Raw genomic sequence first — 25,082 nt, forward strand, 5'->3', positions numbered from 1 at the left:
GAGAGGAAATGTCGGGGATTGGCGTGAAACACCACCGACAATCGGGGCCGCACCCATGATGACGTTACCGAGATTGGCGGCGGAAACCCTGGAGAAGATGCTGGGCTCGTTCATGCGTCGCCGGTACGATGAGACGTCTGCAAGTATCGTCGAGAGCGCCACCCGCACCGCGATGGAATGCATCGGTAACAGCGATGCGCTCTATCATAACATCGAGCATACGATGCTGGTGACGCTGGCTGCCCAGGCGATCCTCAAGGGCCGAAGTCTTCATACGCATCTGTCGGCCGAAGATTACGTCCACGTCCTGATCGCCTGCCTCGCCCACGACATCGGCTATGTGCGAGGCCTGTTCGAGGAGGACGATTGCGATGGATTCGTGATCGATGCGGCCGACACCAAGATCTCCCTGCCGCGCGGCGCATCTGATGCCAGCTTGATGATGTATCACGTCGATCGGTCGAAGCTTTATGTGACGCGGCGGCTGCGACATATTCCCGGACTCGACCCGGACCGCATTGCCCGCGCTATCGAGGGTACGCGCTTTCCGGCCCGCGAGGGCCAGGACTATGACGAGGATGCCTCGATCCTGCGCGCGGCCGACTTCATCGGCCAGCTCGGCGATCCCAACTATCTGCGCAAGGCCAACGCGCTCTATTACGAATTCGAGGAGGTCGGCATCAATCGTCAGCTCGGCTACGATTCGCCGGCCGATATCGTGAACCGCTATCCGCAATTCTATTGGAACAGCGTCGCACCGCACATCCAGACCGAGATCGGTTATCTCAACAAGACCGAGATCGGCCGGCAATGGATCGCCAACCTCTACAGCAACGTCTTCCGCGCCGAACGCGACATCTCGCTGTCCGGTCCGCAGAAATAGCGGCGCGTTTTATCGGGCCGGTGGCGCCCAAGCCCGGCGATCCCGATCAGTACGAGGGCACCGGGATCGGCCTTTCGATCGCATCGCGCATCGTGCAACGCCACGGCGGACGCATCTGGGCCACTGCCGAGGTCGGCAAGGGCGCAGCATTCTATTTCGGCATTCCCGACTGAACTGCGCTCGAGCCGCCGCATTCGATTTGATTTGCGTCGACGTTGGTGCGGCGGCGGCTGCTCTGGCTGTCGCCCCGAAATGGCTGTGCTATCATGACGCCGTGCCCCCGGGCTTCGCATGCCCGCGGTATCCGATTTTTCCTCATCTCGGGAACCTTTTCCGATCGGAGCCGTCCAAGCTGAAGGACCGCTGCTGGATGCGGCCCGTCGGAAGAGGAGGCTGTTGATGAAGTCACAAGCGCGCAAGCTTGAGCGTGTCGCGGTCGCGCAGGCGCCGAGCGATCGGCCTGAGAGGTATGAGGTCGAGCAGGCGGTCCGGACCATGATCCGCTGGGCCGGCGACGATCCCGAGCGCGACGGCCTGCGCGACACGCCGGATCGGGTTGCGCGCGCCTTCGAGGAATATTTTACCGGTTATGCGCAGGATCCAACCGAAATCCTGCAAAAGACCTTCGAGGAGATCGAAGGCTATGACGAAATGATCGTCCTGCGCGGCGTTCGCTTCGAAAGCCATTGCGAGCACCATATCGCGCCGATCGTCGGCCGTGCCTGGGTCGCCTATATCCCGCAAGGGCGCGTGGTCGGCATCAGCAAGCTTGCGCGCGTGGTCGACATCTACGCCAAACGGCTCCAGATCCAGGAGAAGATGACTGCGCAGATCGCCAACACGATCAACGACGTGCTGAAGCCTCAAGGGGTCGGCGTCATCATCAAGGCGACGCATCATTGCATGACGACGCGCGGTGCGCACAAGCCCGGGACCGATCTCGTCACCAGCCGCATGTTAGGGGTGTTCCGCGATAATGCGCTGACCCGCCAGGAACTGCTGGGCCTGGCCAACTCGGACGATTGATCCGTGACAGCGCGAGGAGACGACGCCATGACCGAGGACAACAAGCCGCGTGGGCCCGACCTGACCAGGGGCGTGTCGCTGACGGAGTTCAAGGACGGTAAATTGCTTGGTCATGTCGGCGAGGAGGATGTCCTGCTCGTTCAGGCCGGCAGCGAGATTTTTGCGATCGAGCCGGCTTGCAGCCATTACCACGGGCCGCTCGCGGAGGGGCTCGTGGTCGGCGAGACCATCCGCTGTCCCTGGCATCATGCCTGCTTCTCCTTGCGCTCGGGCGAGGCCACCCGTCCGCCGGCGCTGAATCGGCTTGCGCTATGGGACGTCGCGCGCGACGGCGACAGGATCGTCGTTCAGCGCAAGCGCGAGGCACCCAGGCCGTCAACGGCTCATCGCAGCGCGCCGACGCCGGAAAAATTCGTCATCGTCGGCGGCGGTGCGGCCGGCTTCGCGGCAGCGGCGACGCTCCGGCGCGAAGGCTTTGCCGGTGCCATCACCATGCTCAGCAATGACGGCGCGATGCCGGTCGATCGGCCGAACCTCTCCAAGGATTATCTCGCCGGCAGCGCGCCGGAGGACTGGCTGCCGTTACGGTCCGAGGATTACTATCGGGACACCGGCATCGATCTCAGGCTCAACACGAATGTCTCTGCGGTCGATCCAAAATCTCGCAGCGTCACGCTGGGCAATGGCGACAGGCTGCCATTCGACCGTCTGCTGCTTGCGACCGGGGCCGAGCCGGTGAAGCTCCAGATTCCTGGCGTCGACCAGCCCCATGTCCACACCTTGCGATCCGTTGCCGACAGCCGCGCAATCATCACGGCGGCAGGCAGCGCGAAACGCGCGCTCGTGATCGGCGCCAGCTTCATCGGCCTCGAGGTCGCGGCTTCCTTGCGCGCGCGCAAGCTGGAAGTCCATGTGGTCGCGCCGGAAGAACGGCCGATGCAGAAGCTGCTCGGCGCCGAGATAGGCGACTTCGTCCGGTCGCTGCATGAAGAGAATGGCGTTGTTTTCCACTTGAAGGATACGGTCGAAAAGCTCGACGGCAAGCGCGCGACGCTGAAGAGCGGGGCTGTCGTTGAGGTTGACCTCGTCGTGGTCGGCATTGGCGTCAAGCCGCGCCTCGCGCTGGCCGAACAGGCGGGCCTCGCCGCCGATCGCGGCGTGAGCGTGAGCGAATATCTGGAAACCAGCGTCGCCGGCATCTTCGCGGCCGGCGACATCGCACGCTGGCCCGATCCGCATTCCCGGCAAACCATTCGTGTCGAGCATTGGGTGGTGGCGGAACGGCAGGGTCAGACCGCGGCGCGCAACATGCTCGGCAAGCGCGAGCGCTTCGACGCGGTGCCCTTCTTCTGGTCCCAGCACTACGACGTGCCGATCAATTATGTCGGCCACGCCGAGAGCTTCGACGACATCGCGATCGACGGCAGCATTTCCGGCAAAGACTGTCTGCTGAAGTACCGCAAGGCCGGCCGGGTGCTGGCGGTCGCTTCAATTTACCGCGATCTCGACAATCTCAAGGCCGAGCTCGAAATGGAGCGGTCGCGCGCCTGACGCACCGCATTCGATCTTGATTTGTGTCAATGCTGCTGCCGGTGCAGGTGCTCTGCTGGCTGTCGCCCCGGTACGGTGCGTGCTATTCTGGCGCGTACCCGCGGGCTAGGAGTGACCGCCATGACCAGTGCTTCCGACACGTCTCGTAATCCAAGCCTTGGCTCGGGCATCGCGACGCTGCATGCGAAATGGGGCTGGATCGTCGCGCTCGGCGTGATCTATCTCATTGCCGGATTCGTCGCGCTTGGCAGCATGGTGATGGCGACGGTGGCGAGCGTGATCGTGGTCGGCGCGATGATGATCGTCGCAGGCGCTACCGAGATCATCGGCGCGTTTCAGATGAAGAGCTGGGGCAAGGCCCTGATCTGGGCTCTCCTCGGCGTGCTCTACGTGATCGCGGGCTTCCTGACCTTCGAGAATCCGCTGTTCGCGGCCGTCCTGCTGACTCTATTTCTCGGCGCCTCGCTGATCGCCTCGGGCGCGGTCAGGCTGTTTCTCGCCTTCAGCATGAAGCGCGAGAGCCCGTGGGTCTGGGTCGCGCTGTCGGCCGTGATCACGCTGCTGCTCGGGCTGGTCATTCTGGCGCGCTGGCCGGTGAACAGCGTCTATATCCTCGGCCTGTTCCTCGGCATCGATCTGATCATGGCCGGTGCTGGCTGGATCAGCCTCGGCTTCAGCCTGAAGCGGCGCGGCTAGGCGAACTGGGCGCGAAGACCTCTGACCACCTCTCCCCGATGGGGAGAGGTGAACCCTGGACTCATGAGCGAACGTATCAGCAACTCGACGCAAGACCATCTTGCTGAACTCCGCTGATCTGGCGCGCTGACAAAAGCAGCACGCCGCGCGTGCGCCTCGCCGCGCGGCGATCATCATCGGGGAGACACCATGAGAGCCGCTTTGGCCCTGGCCGCAGCTTTGGCTGCCGCCTGCCTGTCCACGCCTGCACCTGCGCAAAAATCCTATGGTCCCGGCGTCAGCGACACCGAGATCAAGATCGGCAACACCATGCCCTATAGCGGCCCGGCCTCGCCGCTCAGCATCACCGGCCGGGTGATCGCGGCCTATTTCGACGAGGTCAACGAGAAGGGCGGCGTCAATGGCCGCAAGCTCAATCTGATCTCGCTGGACGACGCCTTCTCGCCGCCGAAGACCATGGAAGCCGCGCGTCGGTTGGTCGAGGGCGACGGCGTCGCCTTCATCTTCGCGACCATGGGCACTGCGCCGAGCTCGGCGATCGCGAAATATCTCAACAGCAACAAGGTGCCGCAGATCTTCCTGATCAGCTCGGCCTCGAAGTGGAACGATCCCGCCAACATGCCGTGGTCGATGGCGCTGCCCTGGGCGCCGAACTACACCAGCGAGGCCGCGATCGACGTCGCCTATGCCCGCGCCAAGAACCCGAATGCGCGCTTTGCGGTGCTCTATCAGAACGACGATGCAGGCAAGGAATATCTTCGCGGCGTCAGGGAGGCGCTCGGCGCCGATGCGGACAAGGCGATCGCGATGGCCTCGAGCTTCGAGGTCGCCGATCCCACCGTCGATTCCCAGGTGCTGACGCTCGCCAGCACCAAGGCCGACGTCTTCATGATCTACTCGGTGACGCCACGCGCCTGCGCGCAAGCCATCCGCAAGGCACATGAAGTCGGCTGGCAACCGACGCGCTTCCTCGCCTCCGGCTGTGCCAACAAAGCTACCGTGATGGTGCCGGCCGGGCTCGAGGCCGGCAAGGGCGTGCTGTCGCTCGGCTCGCTCAAGCCCTTCGTCGAGCAGTCGAAGGACGATCCGGCGATGACCGCCTATATCGAGTTTATGAAGAAGCGCCTGCCGAATGCCGACGTCAACAACGTCGCGGGCCTCTACGGCTACACCGTCGCCGAGGCGCTGGTGGTGCTGCTGAAGCAGTGCAAGGACAATCTGACGCGCGAGAACATCATGGCGCAGGCCGCCAATTTGAAGAACGTGCCGCTGTCGCTATTGATGCCCGGCATCACCCTCAATACCACGCCGCAGGATTTCCGCCCGATCAAGGACGGCTATATGCTGCAGTTCGACGGCAACGACTGGGTCGTGGCGAGCGAGCTGTTGCGCGGCACGTAAGGGGCGAGGCCGGCGGCCGCTTCGGAGACACCGATGCCTGCCCAACATCATGGCCGGGCCTGTCCCGGCCATCCACGCCTTGCGACACGGCACGAAGAACGTGGATGCCCGGGACAGGCCCGGGCATGACGACGTCAAACGCTGCGAACAGGAGACCCCAATGCACTTTCAACATTCCGCCCGTTCGCTGGAGCTGCAGGAGCGCGTCCGCCAGTTCATGCGGGCGCATGTCGAGCCGGTCGAGGATCTCTATTACGAGCAGGTCAAGCCGGAGGCCGCGCGCTACAGGACGCCGCCTGTGCTGCAGGATTTGAAGCGGCTGGCGCGCGAGCAGGGGCTCTGGAACCTGTTCCTGTCAGGCAAGCACGGCCAGGACCTCAACAACACTGGCCTCTCCAACCTTGAATATGCGCCGGTGAAGGAGATCATGGGCCGCATTCTCTGGGCACCCGAAGTTTTCAACTGCTCGGCCCCTGACGTCGGCAACATGGAGGTGCTGGCGAATTACGGCACCAAAGCGCAACAAGAGCGCTGGCTGACGCCGCTGCTGGAGGGGCGCATCCGCTCCGGCTTCTCGATGACCGAGCCGCAGGTTGCCTCCAGCGATGCCACCAACATCCAGTGTGAGATCCGGCGCGACGGCGGCGACTACGTCATCAACGGTCGCAAGTGGTTCACATCAGGCGCGATGAACGAGGATTGCGAGATCCTGATCGTGATGGGCAAGACCGCGCCCGACCATCCCGATCGCCATCGCCAGCAATCCATGATCCTGGTGCCCAAGAACACGCCCGGTGTGCGCATCGTCCGCGACATGCTCACCTACGGCTATGACGACGCCCCGGTCGGCCACCCCGAGATCGTCTACGACAACGTCCGCGTGCCCGCAGAGAACATCCTGCTCGGCGAGGGCCGCGGCTTCGAGATCGCGCAGGGCCGGCTCGGCCCCGGCCGCATCCACCATTGCATGCGGTTGATCGGCTGCGCCCAGCGCGCGCTGGAATTGATGTGCCAGCGATCGGTTGCGCGCGTCGCCTTCGGCAAGCCGCTGGCCGAGCAGGGCTCTGTGCGCGAGGACATCGCAAACTCCTTCTGCGAGATCGCGCAGGCGCGGCTGTTGACGCTGCAAGCCGCCGACAAGATGGACCGCGAAGGCAACAAGGCCGCCCGCGACCTCATCGCTGCCGCGAAGATCGTGGTGCCCAGCATGGCCGCCCGCGTCATCGACCGCGCCATCCAGATCCACGGCGCCGCCGGCGTCTCGCAGGACACGTTCCTCGCCCGCGCCTATGTCTACGCCCGCTTCATCCGCATCGGCGACGGCCCGGACCAGGTGCATTTGGCGGCGGTCGGGAAGGAGCTGATCAGGCGGGGCGGGGTGATGGGGTAGTGGGGCCGGGCTTCCCTGCGCCTGCATTCGCTCGATGTCCGCTTATGGTTGCGAAGCAGACCAATCAGCCAATGCGGCACTTGTACCGGTGCGAATTGAAGAAGTTCGCACCAGTGGGAAAAGTCAGCCTCGGCAAAACAGGTCGATCACGCACATTCACGCAAAAGTTGCTTGCCGTTTGGCGAGGAGTGTCACGAAGTAAGAAACGGTTAAGGCAAAATCGATACAACTTTAGCACGAATGGGGCACGGGGCTGACGGAAATTTGGTCCTGGTCCGGGGAGGGATACGACCGCCCGTCAGATGCATTGGGTCCCGGAGGTCATCAATTTTTGATGTTTTTCAGGGGCCTGTCATGTTTTCCAACATCTCGATACGAACGAAGATTACCGCGGTCGTTTCCGGCCTCTTGCTGGCTCTGATCGGCACCGGCGTTTTCGCCGTCTGGAATATGCAGGTGATCAACGCAGCGGTCGTCGACATCCGGAGCAATTGGCTTCCGAGCGTCCGCGTGATCGGCGAGTTGCGCGCTACCACCATTACTTACCGCAACGCGGTGCGGCAGCATCTTTTGTTCGACCGTGCGCAGGACAAGGCGGATCTTGATAAGCGCATCGAGACAATCGCCGAAAGGATGGCGCAGAACATTGCGGACTACAAGAAGCTCATCTCCAGTCCGCAGGAGCGTGCACTCTTTGATGAATGGAGCGGCCTCTGGAACGATTACATGAAGGGCGCTCAGGAGGTGCTGATTCTGTCGCGTGCTGCGGCTGGTCGTTTTCCTCAAGAGGCCAACGATCTCAACAGCAGAAACGTGAATCCCATTGGTCTCGACGCGGATAAGGTCCTGGCGAGTGCTATTGATCTCAACAACAAGGGCGCGGACGCTGCGGGAGCCGAAGCCGCAATCGCCTACATTAGCGCGGTCAAGACCCTCGTGGCGACAGTGACGATCGCCGGACTCCTCGGCGCCCTCGTTGCCTTTTTCGTGATGAGAACCGTATCGCAAGGCATCAACGCAATCGTCTCGCCGATGCGGGCCCTCAGCGCCGGCGATCTATCCGCAGAAGTAACCCATCAAGGCGAGCGCACCGAGATCGGCCAGATGGCCGATGCGCTGCAGGTGTTCAAGGAGGCGCTGATCGCCAAGAAGGATGCAGAGGAGGCGCGAGCCGAGCAGGAGCACCAACAGGCCGAGCTCCGGAGGCGCGAGATGCACCGCCTTGCCGACGCATTCGAAGGTGCGGTGGGCGAAATCGTTCAGACGGTCTCCTCTGCGTCCAGCCAGCTCGAGGCATCGGCGGGCACGCTGAGGGCGACGGCCGAGCGTACCCAAGATGTAGTGGCCGGCGTCGCTGCCGCCTCCGAGGAAGCGACGACCAATGTCCAGTCGGTGGCGTCCGCGTCCGAAGAATTGGCGGCATCGGTGGGAGAAGTCGGCCGCCAGGTACAGGAATCCTCGCGCATCGCGGATGAGGCCGTGCGACAGGCCGAGATCACGAACGAACAGATCGAGCGTCTCGCGCAGGCAGCCGCACGAATTGGCGACGTAGTCGATCTCATCAACAGCATTGCCGGCCAAACCAATCTCCTGGCGCTCAACGCGACGATCGAGGCGGCGCGTGCAGGTGATGCCGGTCGCGGCTTCGCGGTCGTGGCGAGCGAGGTCAAGGCCTTGGCCGAACAGACGGCGAAGGCCACTGAAGAGATCGGCCAGCAGGTCGGAAGCATGCAGGCGGCCACCGAAAAATCGGTCGCAGCCATCACTGATATCAGCGGCACCATTTCCAGAATGTCAGAAATCGCAACGGCCGTCGCTGCCGCGGTGGAGCAGCAGGGCGCGGCGACGCACGAGATCGCTCGCAACATCCAGCAGGCGGCCCAAGGCACCGGCGGCGTCAGCGCCGGAGTCGCCAACGTGCAACGCGGCGCAGCCGAAACGGGCAGCGCGTCGGCTCAGCTTCTGTCATCCGCCGGGCTGTTGTCGCGCGACTCGACACGTCTCAGGGAGGAGGTCGCGCATTTCCTGCGCACCGTTCGCGCCTGATCGGTTCTCGGTGAAGAACCAGATTCAGCTCCAGCGGCTTGGCAGTTCCGGGGGGCATCCTGAGCTGCCGACCGGCTCGTCAGGCTTGGCCCATCGCCGACTTGCCGAGGCTAAACGGTCGCTTCAGGTTTTGGCGGCAGAGCCGACGAGACGCGGCCACTTTGGCAAGACTTGCGCGCCCCCGATCACCATGGCGAACAGGGCCGTACAGCGCGTGTTTCCATGATGACATGATGCCGGTGTTTTGCCCGACGAGTCAAAATCTATTTCGTAGAATCAGTAGACATGCGAGTGCGTCGCTAAGCCATTGAAAAACCTGTGCTGGCCTACTGTGCATGGGGTTGTTTTTCAAGTTTTTGTTTGACGCGGCCCGCTTGGCGGCCGCTATCCCGACTTGGCGATGCGGCCGTCCGTGGCTCCCGAGCGCAGGTTCTGGAAGAACGTCTCGACTTCCCGCGATAGCGTGTCCGCCGTCGCGGTCAGGCTGCTCGCCGCCGTCAGCACGGAGGCTGCCGCCGTGTCGGTCTCGCCGATAGCATCGCGCAGCGAGGTGATGTTCGCCACGAGCGTCTCGTTCCCCTGCGCAGCGCTTTGCGCGTTGGAGGAGATCTCGCGCGTGGCGGCGTCCTGCTGGTCGACGGCGCCGGCGATCGCCGAGGTGACCTCGTTGATCTCGCGGACCGCGCCGCCGATCTCGCGCACGGCGTCGACCGCATTGCGCGTGGAGGCCTGGATCATCGAGACGTTCTCGCTGATTTCGGCCGTGGCCTTGGCGGTCTGGCCCGCGAGCGCCTTCACTTCATGAGCGACCACGGCAAAGCCGCGGCCGGCATCGCCGGCGCGCGCGGCCTCGATGGTGGCATTCAGCGCGAGCAGATTGGTCTGCTCGGCGATCGCCTGGATCAGGTTGAGCACGCCGTCGATGCGTTGCGTGGCCGCGGCGAGGCTCTCGATCTCGGAGATCGACTTCTCGGTGCGCTGGCCGGTCTGCTCGACCGCACCGGCCGATTGCCGCACCTGGCGCCCGATCTCTTCCACCGAGGCCGACAGCTCCTCGGCGGCGCTCGCGACCGCCGAGACGTTGTGTGAGGCCTGCTCGGTGGCGTTCGCCGCGGTGCCGGCGCGGCTGCTCGCATCCGCAGTGACACGCGTGATGGTCTGTGCGGTCTCGCGCATGACCTGCGCGTTGTCGCTGAGGCCGTGCATGATGGCGCCGATCACCCCGCGGAATTCCTCGACCGATCGTTCGATGTGGCGGGCGCGCTCCTCGCGCGCGGCTGCGTCTTGCGACACTTGCGAGGCGAGGTTGCGGTTTCGGCCCATGGCCTCCTGGAACACCTGGATCGCGCGGGCCAGGGCGCCGATCTCGTCGGCGCGGTCCGAGTGCGGCACCACGACGTTTTCGGCACCGTCGGCGACCTGCTTGATGGTGGCGGTGATCGAGGCGAGCGGCCGGGCGATCGAGCGGGCGATGATGACGATGCCGATCACGACGAGGGCGAGCGCCAGGCCGCCGAGGCAGGTCAGCAAGAACGACAATTCGCGATTGGTTTCGGTCTGCTGCGCGATCTGCCTGGCGCGCTCGGCATAGACCTTGGACAGCGCCTCGAGATCCTTGTTCAGGGCCGAGCGCACGCTGCGATTGGCGTCATTGTCGCCCCATTCGCGGCCCGCGGCCGCATTGATCTCGACGCCGCGGCGCACCAGCTCCTTGCGGAACTCGACGAACTGCTCGATGCGCTTCTTGAAGGTTGCAAACTGCTCGGCATCGTCGGCTTTGACGATGGTCTCCCAGCGCTTCACGACGTCGAGGATCTGGGCATTGAACTTGAGCAGGCCCTCGCCGTACTTCTGCACCAGCGACGGCTCGGTCGACATGTAGACGCCGCGCGATTCCATCACGACCGCATAGACCAGCGAGTTGACGCGCTCGACGTTGAGCGCGGCGGCGTTCGCCGTCTCGATCGCGCTGATCAGCTCGGCGCTGCGGCGGCTGTTGTAGTCGGACAGCATCGCGATCGCCGCCGTCAGCAGCGCGAACAGCGCGAAGATCGCGTAGAGCTTGGTGGCAAGCGTGAAACGGCCTGCCAGGGCGGTGGCATTCCCAGATCGGTCAATTGTCATGGTGTTCGAGGGCCCGGATGAGCTTGAGGCGGGAGATGAGCGCGGTCGTGTAAAATTGATGCAAAACTATGCAGAACGAAGATGGACGCGACGTTAATGCGTCCATCGGCTGCCTTCGTCTTAGGTCGAACGAAACGTAAGATATCTCAGCGTCTTGATCCGAAGGTATAGTTTCACGATAGTCCTGGAGTCGGCCATTGGCCGATGAACCCCGGAGACACCCTTGGTCTACCGCCATACCATCGACGCCACGAGCTACGCGTTTCCGGATCTGCGCGACCTGCTCGCCAAGGCAACGCCGCCGCGTTCCGGCGACCGGCTGGCCGGGGTTGCCGCCGACACCGCCGCGCAGATGATCGCGGCGCGGATGGCGCTTGCGGATGTGCCGCTCGGCCAGTTCCTGCAGGAAGCTGTCGTCCCCTATGAGCTTGACGAAGTCACCCGCCTCGTCATCGACAGCCATGACGCCAAGGCCTTCGCGCCGGTGGCCTCGCTGACGGTCGGAGCTTTCCGCGACTGGCTGCTGTCGGACGCCGCAACGCCCGAGGTGCTGCGCAAGCTGGCAGGCGGCATCACGCCGGAAATGGCGGCCGCGGTGTCAAAGCTGATGCGCAACCAGGATCTGATCCTGGCGGCGCGGAAATGCGAGGTCACCACCGCCTTCCGCAACACCATCGGGCTAAAGGGACGGATGAGCACGCGGCTGCAGCCCAATCATCCGTTCGACGACGCCAGAGGCATCACCGCCTCGATCCTCGACGGCATCCTGCTGGGAGCCGGCGATGCCTGTATCGGCATCAATCCCGCGAGCGACGATCCCACCGTCATTGCGCAATTGCTGCGGCTGCTCGACGAGATCATCGCGCGGCTGAAGATCCCGACGCAAGGCTGCGTGCTGACCCATGTCACGACGACGCTGTCGCTGATCGGGCAGGGCGCCCCGGTCGACCTCGTCTTCCAGTCGGTCGCCGGCACGGAGGCCGCCAACCGCAGTTTCGGCATCGATCTCGCGCTTCTGAAAGAGGCGAAGCAGGCCGGACTGTCGCTGCGGCGCGGCACCGTCGGGCAGAACGTGATGTATTTCGAGACCGGCCAGGGCTCGGCGCTCTCGGCGGGCGCCCATCACGGCGTCGATCAGCAGACTTGCGAGGCGCGCGCCTATGCGGTTGCTCGCGCCTTTGATCCGCTGCTCGTCAACAGCGTGGTCGGCTTCATCGGACCGGAATATCTCTATGACGGCAAGGAAATCATCCGGGCGGGACTTGAGGATCATTTCTGTGGCAAGCTGCTCGGCCTGCCGCTCGGGGTCGACATCTGCTACACCAACCATGCCGAGGCGGACCAGGACGACATGGACAATCTCCTGACGCTGCTCGCCGCCGCCGGCGTCACCTTCGTCATGGGCGTCCCCGGCGCAGACGACGTCATGCTGAACTACCAGTCGACGTCTTTTCACGACGCACTCTATGTCCGCGACGTCTTCGGTTTGCGCCGCGCGCCGGAATTCGACGACTGGCTGGCGGGCTCGGGCATTGCAGGCGCCGATTTCCGTCTTGCCGGCGATGCAGGCCTGCTGCCCGATTTTGCCTCGCGGCTGATCGCATGAGGCGGCGGCAGGTGCCAGCTCTCCCTGCCTAGGAAACCATCGGCGCCTTCCGGAATTATGCTTGCGCCACAATATTGAGAAATTCCGGCGACAGCGTTAGCCTATGTGCATGGCTGGCAATTGTCGCACCATCGGTCGAGCGTGGCGGGGGAGCTTTGATGCGAGCTGAAAGCAACGGAACGTCCCGGCGGATTCTCTGTGTATTTCCACGCTACACCTCGTCCTTCGGTACATTCGAGTATTCCTATCCCCTGACCGATGGCGTCCGCGCCTTCATGCCGCCGCAGGGGCTGTTGCTGATCTCCGCCTATCTGCCGCAGGACTGGCAGGTCAAATTCGTCGACGAGAATCTGCGCCGCACGACGAAGGAGGAGTTCGAATGGGCGGAAGCCGTCTTCGTCAGCGGCATGCACATCCAGCGCCAGCAGATGAACGACATCTGCCGCCGCGCCCATGAATTCGATCTCCCGGTCGCGCTCGGCGGTCCCTCCGTCAGCGCCTGCCCCGACTATTATCCGTCGTTCGACTATCTGCATGTCGGCGAGCTCGGCGACGCCACCAACCAGCTGATCGAGATTCTGTCGCGCGATACCTCGCGTCCTGACGAACAGGTGGTCCTCACCACCAAGGACCGGGTGCCGATGACGGAATTCCCGATCCCCGCTTACGAACTCGCCGACGTGAAGAAATACTTTCTCGGCAGCATCCAGTATTCCAGCGGCTGTCCCTATCAGTGTGAGTTCTGCGACATCCCGGGCCTCTACGGCCGCAATCCGCGGATCAAGACACCGGAGCAGATCATCGCCGAGCTCGATCGGCTGCGCGAATGCGGCATGACCGACACGATCTATTTCGTGGACGACAATTTCATCGGCAACCGCAAGGCGGCGATGGACCTGCTGCCGCATCTGATCGAATGGCAGAAGAAAACCGGCTACGTGGTGCGGCTCGCCTGCGAGGCGACGCTCAACATCGCCAAGCGGCCCGAGATCCTCGAGAAGATGCGCGAGGCCTATTTCATCACCATCTTCTGCGGCATCGAGACGCCGGATCCGGATGCATTGCATGCGATGCACAAGGACCACAACATGATGGTCCCGATCCTGGAGGGCGTGCGCACCATCAACTCCTACGGCATGGAGGTGGTCTCGGGCATCATCATGGGGCTCGACACCGACAAGCCGAACACCTCGGACGCACTGCTCGCCTTCGTCGAGGAGTCCCGGATTCCGCTGCTCACCATCAACCTGCTCCAGGCGCTGCCGAAGACGCCGCTGTGGGACCGGCTGGAGCGCGAGGGACGATTGGTCGATGACGAGGGTCGCGATTCCAACGTCGAATTCCTGCTGCCCTATGACGAGGTCGTCTCGTCCTGGAAGCATTGCATGGAGGTCGCCTACGCGCCCGAGAAGGTCTATGCGCGCTATCAGCATCAGTGCGATTACACCTATGCCAACCGACTCAAGGTGCCAGTGGCACCGGAGATGAAGACTTGGCCCAACATCAAGCGCGGCCTCGTCATGCTGCGCAACATTTTCTGGAAGGTCGGCGTGCTTGGCGATTACAAGCGCGTGTTCTGGAAGTTCGCGCTGGGACGCATCAAGCGCGGCGATCTCGAAGGCTTGATCGGCTGCGCCACGATCGCGCATCACCTCATCACCTTCGCGCGCGCGGCCTCGAGCGGCAAGCAGAACGCTTCGAATTATTCGATCCGGCTGCGCGAGGCCGCCGTTCCCGCCGAATGATGCGACATGTCTGATCCGGTCCCGCTGCGTCGTCCGACGCTGGATTTGCGGGCGTTCACGCCCGCGCGCGTTGCGCTGGGCCGCAGCGGCGCGAGCATGCCGACACGTGCGCTGCTTGATTTCACGCTGGACCATGCCCGCGCGCGCGATGCCGTGCATGCCGCCTTCGATACGCCGCGTCTGGTCGCCGATCTCGGCGCGCTCGGACTTGCCGTGACCGAAGTGAGGAGCCGAGCGGTCGATCGCAGCGACTATCTGCGGCGGCCGGATCTGGGACGACAGCTTGAGCCCGGCTCGGCGCAGCTTCTGGCACGAAGCACCTCCGCGCCGTGCCAGCTCGCGCTTGTGATCGGAGACGGCCTGTCCGCGGCGGCGGTCCACAGCCATGCTGCGACGGTGGTGGGGCGCCTGTTGCCATTGTTTGCGGAGCGAGATGCTGTCGCAATCGGCCATGTCGTCGTCGCCTCAGGCGCCCGGGTCGCGCTCGGCGACGAGATCGGCGCGATCCTCGGTGCGCGCATGGTCGTGATGCTGATCGGCGAACGGCCCGGCCTGTCGGCACCCGACAGTCTTGGCGCCTATCTGACTTTCGCACCGAAGCCCGGCCGCACCGATGCCGAGCGCAATTGCGTGTCGAACATCCATCATGCCGGGTTGAGCTGTGACGAGGCCGCCCTCAAGATCGCCTGGCTCGTCCGGGAGGGCTTGGCCAGAGAGGTGACCGGCGTGGCGCTGAAGGACGAAAGTGGCGACCGCCCCCCGCCTCGACTTGGCGCGGCTTCGGCTGAAGGAACGGAATCGGGGGCCAAAATGTCCTGATCTTGATCGGTTTGGCCGACCTGCGCCTGCTTGCGAGACCATGGCGGGACCTGCTAAACCCCGTGCGGCGATTTTCCGCGCATTTTCAAGGGCCTCCCATCCGTATGGCGTTTTCAGGCCGTTCGCGGGGCGCAATAAGCTCACAAACCGAGCCGATTTAGGAACTGGACAAAGCATGCTCGAAAAGCACAGCGAGAATGAGGTTCATGTCGACAAGGTCGAGCAGGGACCTGCGTCCTCGATCGCCTTCGGGCTGGAGCGGCTCGGGCTGGTCGCCGTCCGGGCGCCGATTGTCTCCTGCATCGTCCTGCTTGCCCTGATCGTCGGCGCGGTGTTCGGCATCCAGCGCATCAAGATCGATGATTCGCTGTCGCAGCTATTCCGCTCCAACACCCGCGAATTCCGCCAATACGAAGAGGTGACCAAGAAGTTCCCGGCCGAGGAGTTCGACGTCCTTGTCGTGGTCGAGGGCAAGACCCTGCTGGAGCGGAACAATCTGGAGAAGCTGCGCGACTTCGTCACCGACCTGCAACTGGTCGAGGGCACGCGTGGCCTCGTTTCGCTGTTCTCGGCACGCCAGGCGCCGGCCCCGGGCAAGCTGCCAGCGGCGCTGTTCCCGGCCGAGCTGCCGGAGGGCGCGGCCTATGACAAGTTCATCGAGACCGTCAAGAACAACGAGATCATCCGCGGCAAGCTGCTGTCAGAGGACGGCACGCTGGCGCTGATCGTGCTCTCGCTCGATCCGGAAGTCGTCGGCTCCAACAAGCTGACCAAGACCGTCGGCGACATCCGCGGGCTGATCAAGGAGGATCTCAGCGACACCGGGCTCAACGTGCAGCTCTCGGGCGTGCCGGTGATGCAGCTCGAGATCCGCAATGCTGTCGAGCGTGACGGGCTGACCTACAACATCCTCGGCATCCTCGCCGGCTGTGTCATCGCCATCATCTTCTTCCGCAAGATCTCGTTCATGGTCGCAGCGGCGTTCCCGCCGATGATCGCGATCCTGCTGGCTCTCGGCGCGCTCGGCTGGGCCAATTTCAATCTGAACATGTTCCTGAACGTGATGACGCCGCTCATCATGGTCATCAGCTTCTCCGACTCGATGCAGCTCACCTTCGCTGCGCGCGACCGGCTGATTGCAGGCCAGGACAAGTTCACCGCGTTCAAGAACGCGGTGCTGGTGGTCGGCCCGGCCTGCGTGCTGACGCACGGCACCGCGGGCATTTCCTTCATCGCGCTGCAATTCTCCGACTCCGATTTGATCCGCAAGTTCGGCGAAGCCGGGCTCGCCGCCACCATCATCGCGCTGGTCGCCGTGCTGTCGCTTGTGCCGGTGTTCGGCGTGCTGTTCGTGCGCAACGAGAAGGTCTTTGCGGTCAAGTTCCAGGGCGCCGATGCCGGCGTCCAGGCGCTGCGCAATTTCTGCTATTGGATCGCGGTGCGCATGGTCGGCCGTCCCGGCCTGTTCAGCCTGATCGCGGTGCTGTTCGTCGGTGGCCTCGGCGTCATCTATGCCAATCTGGAGCCGCGCTACCGGCTCGCCGATCAGGTGCCGGACAAGCGCCAGGCGGTTGCCGCCAGCGACCGGTTGGATGCCAAGCTCACCGGCGCAAATCCCGTCAACGTGCTGATCGTGTTCCCGAAGGGTGAATCGCTGTATTCGCCGGAGACGCTGCAGACCATCGCCGACGTGCACGCGACCGTGGAGAAGGCGGCCGGCGTCGGCAACGTCTGGTCGCTCGAGACCCTGCGCCGCTGGCTCGCGGAAAAGGCCGGAAGCACCGACGTCGCCACGTTGAAGGAATACGTCAACGTCATTCCCGAGCATCTGGTGCGGCGTTTCATCGACGCCGAGCAGGATGCCGTCGTTGTCGCCGGCCGCGTGCCGGACAAGGATTCGAGCCAGCTCCTGCCGATCGTGGACAAGCTCGACACCGAGCTCGACGCCGTCCGCAAGAAGCACCCCGGCTACGAGGTCGCGGTGACCGGCCTTGCCGCCATCGCGGCGCGCAATTCGGCCAACATGATCGAGAAGCTGAATCGCGGCCTCACCGTCGAATTCGCGCTGGTCGCGATCTTCATCGGCCTCGCCTTCCGCTCCTGGGTGGTGATGCTCGCCTGCATCCTGCCCGGCATCTTCCCGGTCGTGATGTCGGGAACGGTGCTATGGGCGATGGGCGAGGGGCTGCAATTCGCCAGCGTCGTCGCACTCACCGTCTCGTTCGGTTTGGGCCTCAGCGCCACCATCCACTTCCTCAACCGCCTGAGACTCGAGAGCAAGCCGGGCGTCGGCTCGGCTCTCGCGGTGGAGCGGGCGACCGTGCTGGTGGGACCTGCGCTGATCCTGACCACGGTGGTGCTGGCCTGCGGCCTCGTCGTCACCGTGTTCTCCGATCTGCCGTCGCTGCGGCTGTTCGGCTGGCTCAGCGCCTTCTCGATGGTCATGGCGCTCGTCGCCGACCTTTTCATCCTCAGGCCGACGGCGATGTGGCTGATCAACCTGCACGGCAAGCTGCAGGGCACGGACAAGCCGGCGATCTGAGCGGCATCGTGGCGCTTTGGTCCGTGCACCACTGGAGGAGGCGCAGCGAGTGCTCCAGCAAAAAGCGCCCGGCTCGCGAGAGAGCCGAGGGCTTTGTTGTTCTTGAACGGAAACGGGCTCTATCCCTTCGTCATCGTGATGTTGACGCCGCGGATCTCGCCCTTGGAAGAGATCTGCACGGTCTGCTTGGTGCCGTTGGTGCGCAGCGACAGATTGGCTGCAAAGCCGTTGGCCTCGACGAATACGTCGATCTGGCCGCCGCCGGCCGTGCCCTGGAGATTGCCGAAGATGTTGCGGCTCGCCTCGCTCCAATTGCCGGAGATGCGGTCGCCCTGGCTCGTCACGTCGCTGGTGAGGTCGAACTTGTAGCTGTCGGAGGCGCAGTGCAGGGCCTGCTTGAGGTTGAGACCGCTGCCCGCGACCTTGTAGTCGGCCTTGCAGCGGATGCGCTCGGTGGACCCGTCGGACAGCGAGACCGTGCCGGTGCCGGTCCACGCGCCGTCGAAGCCGGCAAACGGCCCGGACGATTGAGCATGGCTCGCCGAAACCGAGAAGAGCAGCGCAGCCCCAACGCCGGCCGCAGTGATTGCCAGTCCAGATCGCCCAAAGAATCTCATCACAAATATCCCGTTTTGGAACGACGTCCGTTCAAGATCGAAGACGTCTCGCCACATCGAAAGTTTAGTGTTCCGAGCCTGTGCCAGGTTCAACGTGCCCTCACCCGAGATGGCGGTTCACCGGGCCCGGGAAGGGGGCGAGGACCATCCGATTTACCTTGTTCCGGGGTGTTTCTGGCCAAAACCACGGGGCGGAGAGATGCAGCTCTGCAACAGCCGTGCAGCAAAATGCGGTCTCTCTGAATTATGATGTAGTATCAACCCCTTACATCTGCCAATGAAGGCGCGGGGAAGACCTGATTTGGTGGGTGCGGCGCCAATTTGGCCGCATTTGCCAGTGCTTGTGCCTTCTCTCGGCCGCACCTCCTGCGGCGACTTGCCATCAGAACAATCCGCTCCGGTTGTCCGCCCTGTGCAGCCCGGGATCGGTGCGATTCTGCCGTCAGAATGAAGGAATACAATGCGTAAGCTTCTCGTCGCTCTCACCCTGCTGTCGGCATCCCTCTCGACGGCTGCGCTCGCCCAGCAAGGGCGCGGCACGGAGGCCGAGCAGAAGGCCTGCACCCGCGATGTGCAGAAGTTCTGCCGTCCGGTCATCGATCAGGGCGATTTCACCATCCTGGCCTGCCTCAAGGAGAACCGGGCCAAGATCTCGCAGGCCTGCGACCAGGTGCTGAAGAACCACAACCAGTAAGCTCGGCCGCTGGCCCACACCAAGGCGGCCCCGGCGCCGCCTTTTCGGCCGCGGTCCGCAGAGGGCAGCCATCGAGCGGCAGGATTGGTTTTGCGGCCGTCTTCCCCTATATGGGGGCCGCGGCGGCATCGCCGGCGTGAGCCCGCGCGAGCGAAAAAGCCGTTCCTGTCCAAACGATTGTAAACCAGCCCTCGATGACATCTGCGAGCGAATTGCGATCCGGCAAGGGTGACCGCGACGAGAATTTTCCCGTCGCGTCCTGGATCATTCATCCGCGTCATCGCGCCCTGATCCTGGCCTATTACAATTTCGTCCGTACCGCCGACGACATCGCCGACCATGCGACACTGCCGGCCGACCAGAAGCTCGCTTATCTCGACCTGCTCGAGACGGAACTCCTCGGCGGGGGCGACACCCAGGCCGAGGCGGTCACCCTGCGCCGTGCGTTGGCCGAGCGCGGCATGGCGCCGCGCCATGCGCTCGACGTGCTCATCGCCTTCCGCATGGACGTGACCAAGCTGCGCTACGAGACGTGGGACGAAGTCATCCACTATTGCCGATATTCTGCGATGCCGGTCGGCCGCTTCATGCTCGACGTTCACGGCGAGAGCACCTCGACCTGGGCCGCGTCGGACGCGCTCTGCGCAGGCCTGCAGATCAACAATCACCTGCAGGATTGCGGCAAGGATTTCCGCGAGCTCAACCGCGTCTATCTGCCGCGCGATGCGCTGGCAGCACACGGTGCCTCGGTCGAGCAGCTTGGCCTCGCTCAATCGCCGCCGGCGATGCTGGCCTGCCTGCACGGGCTCGCCGCGCGCAACGAAGCGCTGCTCGACGAGGGCAGGTCGTTAGCTGCGGAGATCCGGGATTTCCGCCTCGGCGTCGACGTTTCCGTCATCCAGGCCTATGCCGACCGGATCGTGCGCCTGCTCAGGGTGCGCGATCCCCTGCGCGAGCGCGTGCATCTGAACAAGTTCGAGCTTCTCACCTTCAGCCTCGCCGGCATGATCGGCGAAGTCGGCCGCCGCGCGATCGGACGCAAGGCCGTTTCCAGACCGGGGACTGCACATGACGCTTGAGGCGACCACGCCCGGCGCCAATTACGGCTCGACCGCATCCGGCAGCTCGTTCTATGCCGCGATGCGCATCCTGCCGCGTGACCAGCGCGAAGCGATGTTCCAGATCTACAGCTTCTGCCGCCAGGTCGACGACATCGCCGATTCCGACGGCCCGCGCGAACAGCGGCTCGCAGCGCTTCAGGAATGGCGCAACGACATCGACGCGCTCTACCAGGGCCATCCGCCGCCGCGGCTGAAGGACTACGTCGCCTCGGTGAAGACCTTCGGCCTCAAGCGCGAGGATTTCCTGGCCATCGTCGACGGCATGGAGATGGACGTGCCGCAGGACATCCGCGCGCCCGACATGGCCACGCTGGATCTCTACTGCGACCGTGTCGCCAGCGCCGTGGGACGGCTGTCGGTGCGGGTGTTCGGCATCCCCGAGGAAGACGGCATCCTGCTCGCGCACCATCTCGGCCGCGCGCTTCAGCTCACCAACATCCTGCGCGACATCGACGAGGATGCCGGTCTCGGCCGGCTCTATCTGCCGCGCGAGGCGCTGCTGCATGCCGGTATCACCTCCAATGATCCGAACCGCGTGATCGCCGAGCGCGCGCTGCCGAAGGTCTGTCTGCCGCTGGCGCAGCGCGCGAAATCGCATTTCGAGAAGTCGGACGAGATCATGAATCGCAACAAGCGCCGCGCCGTGCGCGCGCCGCGGATCATGTCGAAATACTATCATTCCATTCTGGACCTCCTGATCGCGCGCGGCTTCGCCGCGCCGCGCGAGCCGGTGCGTGTGTCGAAGATCACACGCATCCTGATCCTGCTCCGTTACGCTTTCATCTGATGCAAAACACAGCTCACATCATCGGCGCTGGAATGTCCGGCCTCTCCGCCGCCGTGCGGCTCGCCAATGCCGGCTTCAAGGTCGCCGTGCACGAGGCGACGCACCAGGCCGGCGGCCGCTGCCGGTCCTATTTCGACGGCGCCACCAATCTCACCATCGACAACGGCAATCATCTGGTGCTGTCGGGCAACAGCCATGTGCGCGCCTATGCGCGCGCGATCGGCACCGAGGCCGGCCTCGTCGGCCCCGAGCGCGCGCAGTTTCCCTTCGTCGACATCAAGACGGGGCAGCGTTGGCAGATCGACCTCGGCGATGGCCGGCTGCCGACCTGGGTGCTCGACGAAAGCCGCCGCGTGCCCGACACCGGCCTCACCGATTATCTCAAGCTGGCGCCGCTGCTCTGGGCGTCGGAGGAGACGCTGGTTGGCAAGTCCATTCCAACCGAGGGCATCCTCTACCAGCGCCTGGTGCAGCCGCTGCTGCTGGCGGCGCTCAACGTCGATCCGCCCGAGGGCTCGGCGGGGCTTGCTGGCGCGATCGTGCGCGAGACGCTGCTCGCGGGCGGGCAGGCCTGCCGTCCGCTGATCGCGCGTGACGGCCTCAGCGCCGTCTTGATCGAGCCCGCCGTGAAGTTTTTGCAGGAGCGGGGCCACACCGTTCAGCTCGGCCACGAGCTGCGTTCGTTCGCCAACACCGGCGGCAAGGTGGCTGCACTGAATTTCGGCGGCGAGGACGTGATCCAGCTCGGTGCCGGTGACGTCATCGTGATGGCGGTGCCGCCGCGCGCGGCCTCCAGCCTGCTGCCGGGCCTGAAGACGCCGACCGAATTCCGCGCCATCGTGAATGCGCATTTCCGCATCACACCGCCGCCGGGCTCGGCGCCGATCCTCGGCGTGATCGGCGGCGTCGTGGAATGGCTGTTCGCGTTCCCGAACCGTCTCTCGGTGACCATCAGCAATGGCGACCGTCTCGTCGACGTGCCGCGCGAGGAGCTCGCGCAGGCGATCTGGAACGATGTCTGCGCGGCGGGCGGCGTTTCCGGCGAGCTGCCTCCCTGGCAGATCGTGCGCGAGCGCCGTGCGACTTTCGCCGCGACGCCGGCGCAGAATGCCCTGCGTCCCGGGCCGGTCACTGCGCTGAAGAACCTGTTCCTTGCGGGTGATTGGACTGCTACGGGATTGCCTGCAACCATCGAGGGATCAGTTCGGTCCGGTGATCGCGCCGCCGATCTGGTTCTCGCTGCACAGCGGCCCTGACGGGCAATGTCCCGGCCAACCTTCAATCGACTATCGGAGCAATCGAGCGATATGGATTCCGTGAACGCGACCAGCCGCGAAGCTTTGGAATCGAGCATTGCGTCGGCGACGCAGGGCGTCCTCGACTTCCAGCAGGCGGACGGCCATTGGGTATTCGAGCTCGAGGCCGACTGCACGATTCCGGCCGAGTACATCCTGCTGCGCCACTATCTCGGAGAGCCGGTCGACGCCGTGCTCGAGGCCAAGATCGGCAATTACCTGCGCCGCGTGCAGGGCGCCCATGGTGGCTGGCCGCTGGTGCACGATGGTGAGTTCGACATGAGCGCCAGCGTGAAGGCCTACTTCGCGCTCAAGATGATCGGCGACTCCGTCGACGCACCGCACATGGTGCGGGCGCGCGAGGCCATTCATGCCCGTGGCGGCGCGATTCATAGCAACGTCTTCACGCGCTTCCTGCTCGCGACGTTCGGCGTCGTGACCTGGCGCGCCGTGCCGGTGCTGCCGGTCGAGATCGTGCTGCTGCCGTTCTGGTCGCCGTTCCATCTCAACAAGATCTCCTACTGGGCGCGCACAACCATGGTGCCGCTGATGGTGATCGCCGCGCTGAAGCCGCGCGCGAAGAATCCGAAGGGCGTCGGCATCGACGAGTTGTTCCTGCAGGATCCGCGTTCGATCGGCATGACCGCGAAGGCACCGCACCAGAGCATGGCTTGGTTCCTGCTGTTCCGTTCGCTCGATGCGATCTTACGCGTGATCGAACCGATGTTTCCGAAGAGCCTGCGCAAGCGCGCGATCGATGCGGCGCTGGCCTTCATCGAGGAGCGGCTCAACGGGGAGGACGGCATGGGCGCGATCTACCCGCCCATGGCCAACATCGTCATGATGTACGACGCCCTCGGCAAGGACGAGAACTATCCGCCGCGCGCGATCACGCGCCGCGGCCTGGACAAGCTGCTCGTGATCGGCGACGAGGAGGCCTATTGCCAGCCTTGCGTCTCGCCGGTGTGGGACACGACGCTCACGGCGCATGCGCTGCTGGAAGCCGGCGGCGACAAGGCGGTGCCTGCGGCCAAGCAGGGCCTCGACTGGCTGATCCCGAAGCAGGAGCTCGAGGTGAAGGGCGATTGGGCGGTGAAGCGGCCCGACGTCCGCCCCGGCGGCTGGGCCTTCCAGTACAACAACGCGCACTACCCTGATCTCGACGACACCGCGGTCGTGGTGATGTCGATGGACCGCATGCGCCGTGAGCACGGCGTCGCCGGCTATGATGCCGCGATCGCCCGCGGCCGCGAGTGGATCGAGGGCATGCAGAGCGACGACGGCGGCTGGGCCGCCTTCGACGTCAACAACCTCGAATATTACCTCAACAACATCCCGTTCTCCGACCATGGCGCGCTGCTCGATCCGCCGACCGAGGACGTCACGGCGCGCTGCATTTCGATGCTGGCCCAGCTCGGCGAGACCGTGAAGACCAGCAAGCACGTGGCCGATGGTGTTGCCTACTTGCGGAAGACCCAGCACCCGGAGGGGTCCTGGTACGGCCGCTGGGGCATGAACTTCATCTATGGAACCTGGTCGGTGCTGTGCGCCCTCAACATGGCGGGCGTCGACCACAAGGACCCCATGATCCGGAAGGCCGCGGCGTGGCTGACCTCGATCCAGAACGATGACGGCGGCTGGGGCGAGGACGCCGTCAGCTACCGGCTCGACTACAAGGGCTGGGAGTCCGCCCCCTCGACCGCCTCGCAAACGGCATGGGCCTTGCTTGCCCTGATGGCGGCAGGCGAGGTTGATCACCCCGCCGTCGCCCGCGGGGTGGAGTACCTGATTGCAACACAAAACAAAAAAGGATTGTGGGACGAGCAGCGGTACACCGCCACAGGCTTCCCCCGCGTGTTCTATCTACGGTATCATGGTTACCCAAAGTTCTTTCCGTTGTGGGCATTGGCGCGGTATCGGAACTTGCGGAACACCAACAGCAGGGTGGTAGGGGTCGGAATGTGACTTTGGGGACGGGGGACTATTTTACCGCGGGTCAAGCCATCGACCCGCGGCCGATACTGATCGTGACCGGACTGGTTCAAGAGGCCCGTATCGCAGCCGGGCCCGGAATGGCGGTTATCTGTTCATCCAGCAGCCCGACGCAGTTGCGGGCGCTTCTGACGGTGGTGGACCCCGACACGATTCGCGGTGTGATCTCGTTCGGCGTGGCCGGCGGGCTCGACCCGAGCTTGCGCTCGGGCGACGTCGTGCTGGCGACCGAGGTGCTGTCCGGCGATGCCCGCTGGGCCGCCGGGCTGTCGCTCGGCGACGACCTGATCGAGCGCCTGACCTCCGGCCGCCGCCGCGTCGTGCGCGGCAGCCTCGCCGGGGCCGAGGAGGTGGTCACGAAACGCTCGTGCAAGGCGGCGCTGCATTCGGAAACGGGCGCAGCCGCCGTCGACATGGAAAGCCACATCGCGGCCGCCTATGCCGCCGAGGCCGGGCTGCCCTTTGCCGCGGTCCGCGTCATCAGCGACCCCGCCCATCGCGCCCTGCCGGCGCTGGCCCGCGCCGCGATCAAGCCGAACGGGCAGATCGATCTCGGTGCCGTGCTGCGCGGAATCGTGCGCAATCCGGCGACGTTGCATGCCCTGGTCTCGACCGGCATCGACTTCAACCGCGCGCTGCGGTCCTTGCGCGGCTGCCGCGATTATCTGATCGGGACGGAGCTGATCGGCAGCGAGGCGCTGGTCTCCGAGGCCGCGTGAGCGCATACGTCCAACTGCCGAAGGCCCG

The 25,082-nt window shown here is 64.4% G+C and carries 20 protein-coding genes; 18 read left to right on the plus strand and 2 right to left on the minus strand.

The window, feature by feature from the left end; all coding sequences use genetic code 11:
- The first annotated feature begins 55 nt into the window (after positions 1-55).
- The 8 genes from P6U28_RS07355 to P6U28_RS07390 all read left to right on the plus strand — a co-directional run bounded on the left by P6U28_RS07355 (position 56) and on the right by P6U28_RS07390 (position 8,993).
- Entirely contained in the window at positions 56-883 is an 828-nt protein-coding gene (locus P6U28_RS07355) for an HD domain-containing protein (protein WP_122404222.1), read from the plus strand.
- 20 nt (positions 884-903) lie between these two features.
- Positions 904-1,056 carry an ATP-binding protein gene (locus P6U28_RS07360; RefSeq protein WP_244607687.1) on the plus strand — a complete coding sequence of 51 codons (153 nt, stop codon included), beginning with the start codon at positions 904-906 and terminating at the stop codon, positions 1,054-1,056.
- 226 nt (positions 1,057-1,282) lie between these two features.
- On the plus strand, positions 1,283-1,909 hold the full coding sequence (folE, locus tag P6U28_RS07365) for a GTP cyclohydrolase I FolE (RefSeq protein ID WP_122404221.1): 627 nt from the start codon (positions 1,283-1,285) through the stop codon (positions 1,907-1,909).
- Positions 1,910-1,936: 27 nt separating this feature from the next.
- Positions 1,937-3,460 carry an FAD-dependent oxidoreductase gene (locus P6U28_RS07370; RefSeq protein ID WP_122404220.1) on the plus strand — a complete coding sequence of 508 codons (1,524 nt, stop codon included), beginning with the start codon at positions 1,937-1,939 and terminating at the stop codon, positions 3,458-3,460.
- A 120-nt stretch (positions 3,461-3,580) separates the two neighbouring features.
- Positions 3,581-4,156, plus strand: a complete 576-nt coding sequence (locus P6U28_RS07375) for an HdeD family acid-resistance protein (RefSeq protein WP_122404219.1) — start codon at positions 3,581-3,583, stop codon at positions 4,154-4,156.
- Positions 4,157-4,345: 189 nt separating this feature from the next.
- Positions 4,346-5,557 carry an ABC transporter substrate-binding protein gene (locus P6U28_RS07380; RefSeq protein ID WP_122404218.1) on the plus strand — a complete coding sequence of 404 codons (1,212 nt, stop codon included), beginning with the start codon at positions 4,346-4,348 and terminating at the stop codon, positions 5,555-5,557.
- 160 nt (positions 5,558-5,717) lie between these two features.
- On the plus strand, positions 5,718-6,947 hold the full coding sequence (locus tag P6U28_RS07385) for an acyl-CoA dehydrogenase family protein (RefSeq protein WP_122404217.1): 1,230 nt from the start codon (positions 5,718-5,720) through the stop codon (positions 6,945-6,947).
- Positions 6,948-7,301: 354 nt separating this feature from the next.
- The gene (locus P6U28_RS07390; RefSeq protein ID WP_129143511.1) at positions 7,302-8,993 is read left to right on the plus strand and encodes a methyl-accepting chemotaxis protein; all 1,692 of its coding nucleotides are present in this window, start codon (positions 7,302-7,304) and stop codon (positions 8,991-8,993) included.
- A gap of 384 nt (positions 8,994-9,377) precedes the next feature.
- Here P6U28_RS07390 and P6U28_RS07395 read toward each other — a convergent pair whose 3' ends face one another.
- Entirely contained in the window at positions 9,378-11,117 is a 1,740-nt protein-coding gene (locus P6U28_RS07395; protein WP_122404215.1) for a methyl-accepting chemotaxis protein, read from the minus strand.
- A 223-nt stretch (positions 11,118-11,340) separates the two neighbouring features.
- Between P6U28_RS07395 and P6U28_RS07400 the strand changes: the two genes are divergently transcribed.
- The 4 genes from P6U28_RS07400 (at position 11,341) to P6U28_RS07415 (ending at position 17,829) form a co-directional block, all read left to right on the plus strand.
- On the plus strand, positions 11,341-12,723 hold the full coding sequence (locus P6U28_RS07400; protein WP_122404214.1) for an ethanolamine ammonia-lyase subunit EutB: 1,383 nt from the start codon (positions 11,341-11,343) through the stop codon (positions 12,721-12,723).
- 158 nt (positions 12,724-12,881) lie between these two features.
- Positions 12,882-14,468 carry a B12-binding domain-containing radical SAM protein gene (locus P6U28_RS07405; RefSeq protein ID WP_122404213.1) on the plus strand — a complete coding sequence of 529 codons (1,587 nt, stop codon included), beginning with the start codon at positions 12,882-12,884 and terminating at the stop codon, positions 14,466-14,468.
- Positions 14,469-14,474: 6 nt separating this feature from the next.
- Positions 14,475-15,287 carry an ethanolamine ammonia-lyase subunit EutC gene (gene eutC / locus P6U28_RS07410; protein WP_122404212.1) on the plus strand — a complete coding sequence of 271 codons (813 nt, stop codon included), beginning with the start codon at positions 14,475-14,477 and terminating at the stop codon, positions 15,285-15,287.
- Positions 15,288-15,462: 175 nt separating this feature from the next.
- A complete protein-coding gene (locus P6U28_RS07415) occupies positions 15,463-17,829 on the plus strand; it encodes an RND family transporter (protein WP_129143509.1) in 2,367 nt (788 codons plus the stop codon).
- 119 nt (positions 17,830-17,948) lie between these two features.
- On the opposite strand, the gene P6U28_RS07420 is transcribed toward P6U28_RS07415, so the two are convergent.
- The gene (locus P6U28_RS07420; RefSeq protein ID WP_122404210.1) at positions 17,949-18,446 is read right to left on the minus strand and encodes a hypothetical protein; all 498 of its coding nucleotides are present in this window, start codon (positions 18,444-18,446) and stop codon (positions 17,949-17,951) included.
- Positions 18,447-18,906: 460 nt separating this feature from the next.
- On the opposite strand from P6U28_RS07420, the gene P6U28_RS07425 reads away from it, so the two are divergent.
- The 6 genes from P6U28_RS07425 to P6U28_RS07450 all read left to right on the plus strand — a co-directional run bounded on the left by P6U28_RS07425 (position 18,907) and on the right by P6U28_RS07450 (position 25,054).
- Complete coding sequence (locus P6U28_RS07425) at positions 18,907-19,140, plus strand: hypothetical protein (RefSeq protein ID WP_122404209.1); 234 nt, start codon at positions 18,907-18,909, stop codon at positions 19,138-19,140.
- Between the two features lie 194 nt (positions 19,141-19,334).
- On the plus strand, positions 19,335-20,219 hold the full coding sequence (gene hpnC, locus P6U28_RS07430) for a squalene synthase HpnC (RefSeq protein ID WP_122404208.1): 885 nt from the start codon (positions 19,335-19,337) through the stop codon (positions 20,217-20,219).
- Positions 20,209-21,048 carry a presqualene diphosphate synthase HpnD gene (gene hpnD, locus P6U28_RS07435; protein ID WP_122404207.1) on the plus strand — a complete coding sequence of 280 codons (840 nt, stop codon included), beginning with the start codon at positions 20,209-20,211 and terminating at the stop codon, positions 21,046-21,048. The genes hpnC and hpnD overlap by 11 nt, the downstream gene beginning before the upstream one ends.
- The gene (gene hpnE / locus P6U28_RS07440) at positions 21,048-22,304 is read left to right on the plus strand and encodes a hydroxysqualene dehydroxylase HpnE (RefSeq protein WP_122404206.1); all 1,257 of its coding nucleotides are present in this window, start codon (positions 21,048-21,050) and stop codon (positions 22,302-22,304) included. The genes hpnD and hpnE overlap by 1 nt, the downstream gene beginning before the upstream one ends.
- A gap of 51 nt (positions 22,305-22,355) precedes the next feature.
- Positions 22,356-24,308, plus strand: coding sequence for a squalene--hopene cyclase (shc, locus tag P6U28_RS07445; RefSeq protein WP_122404205.1), 1,953 nt, complete (start codon positions 22,356-22,358; stop codon positions 24,306-24,308).
- Complete coding sequence (locus tag P6U28_RS07450; protein ID WP_162500367.1) at positions 24,305-25,054, plus strand: phosphorylase; 750 nt, start codon at positions 24,305-24,307, stop codon at positions 25,052-25,054. The genes shc and P6U28_RS07450 overlap by 4 nt, the downstream gene beginning before the upstream one ends.
- Positions 25,055-25,082 lie beyond the last annotated feature (28 nt).

It is taken from the genome of Bradyrhizobium sp. STM 3561, assembly GCF_045571455.1.
GTDB lineage: Bacteria > Pseudomonadota > Alphaproteobacteria > Rhizobiales > Xanthobacteraceae > Bradyrhizobium > Bradyrhizobium vignae.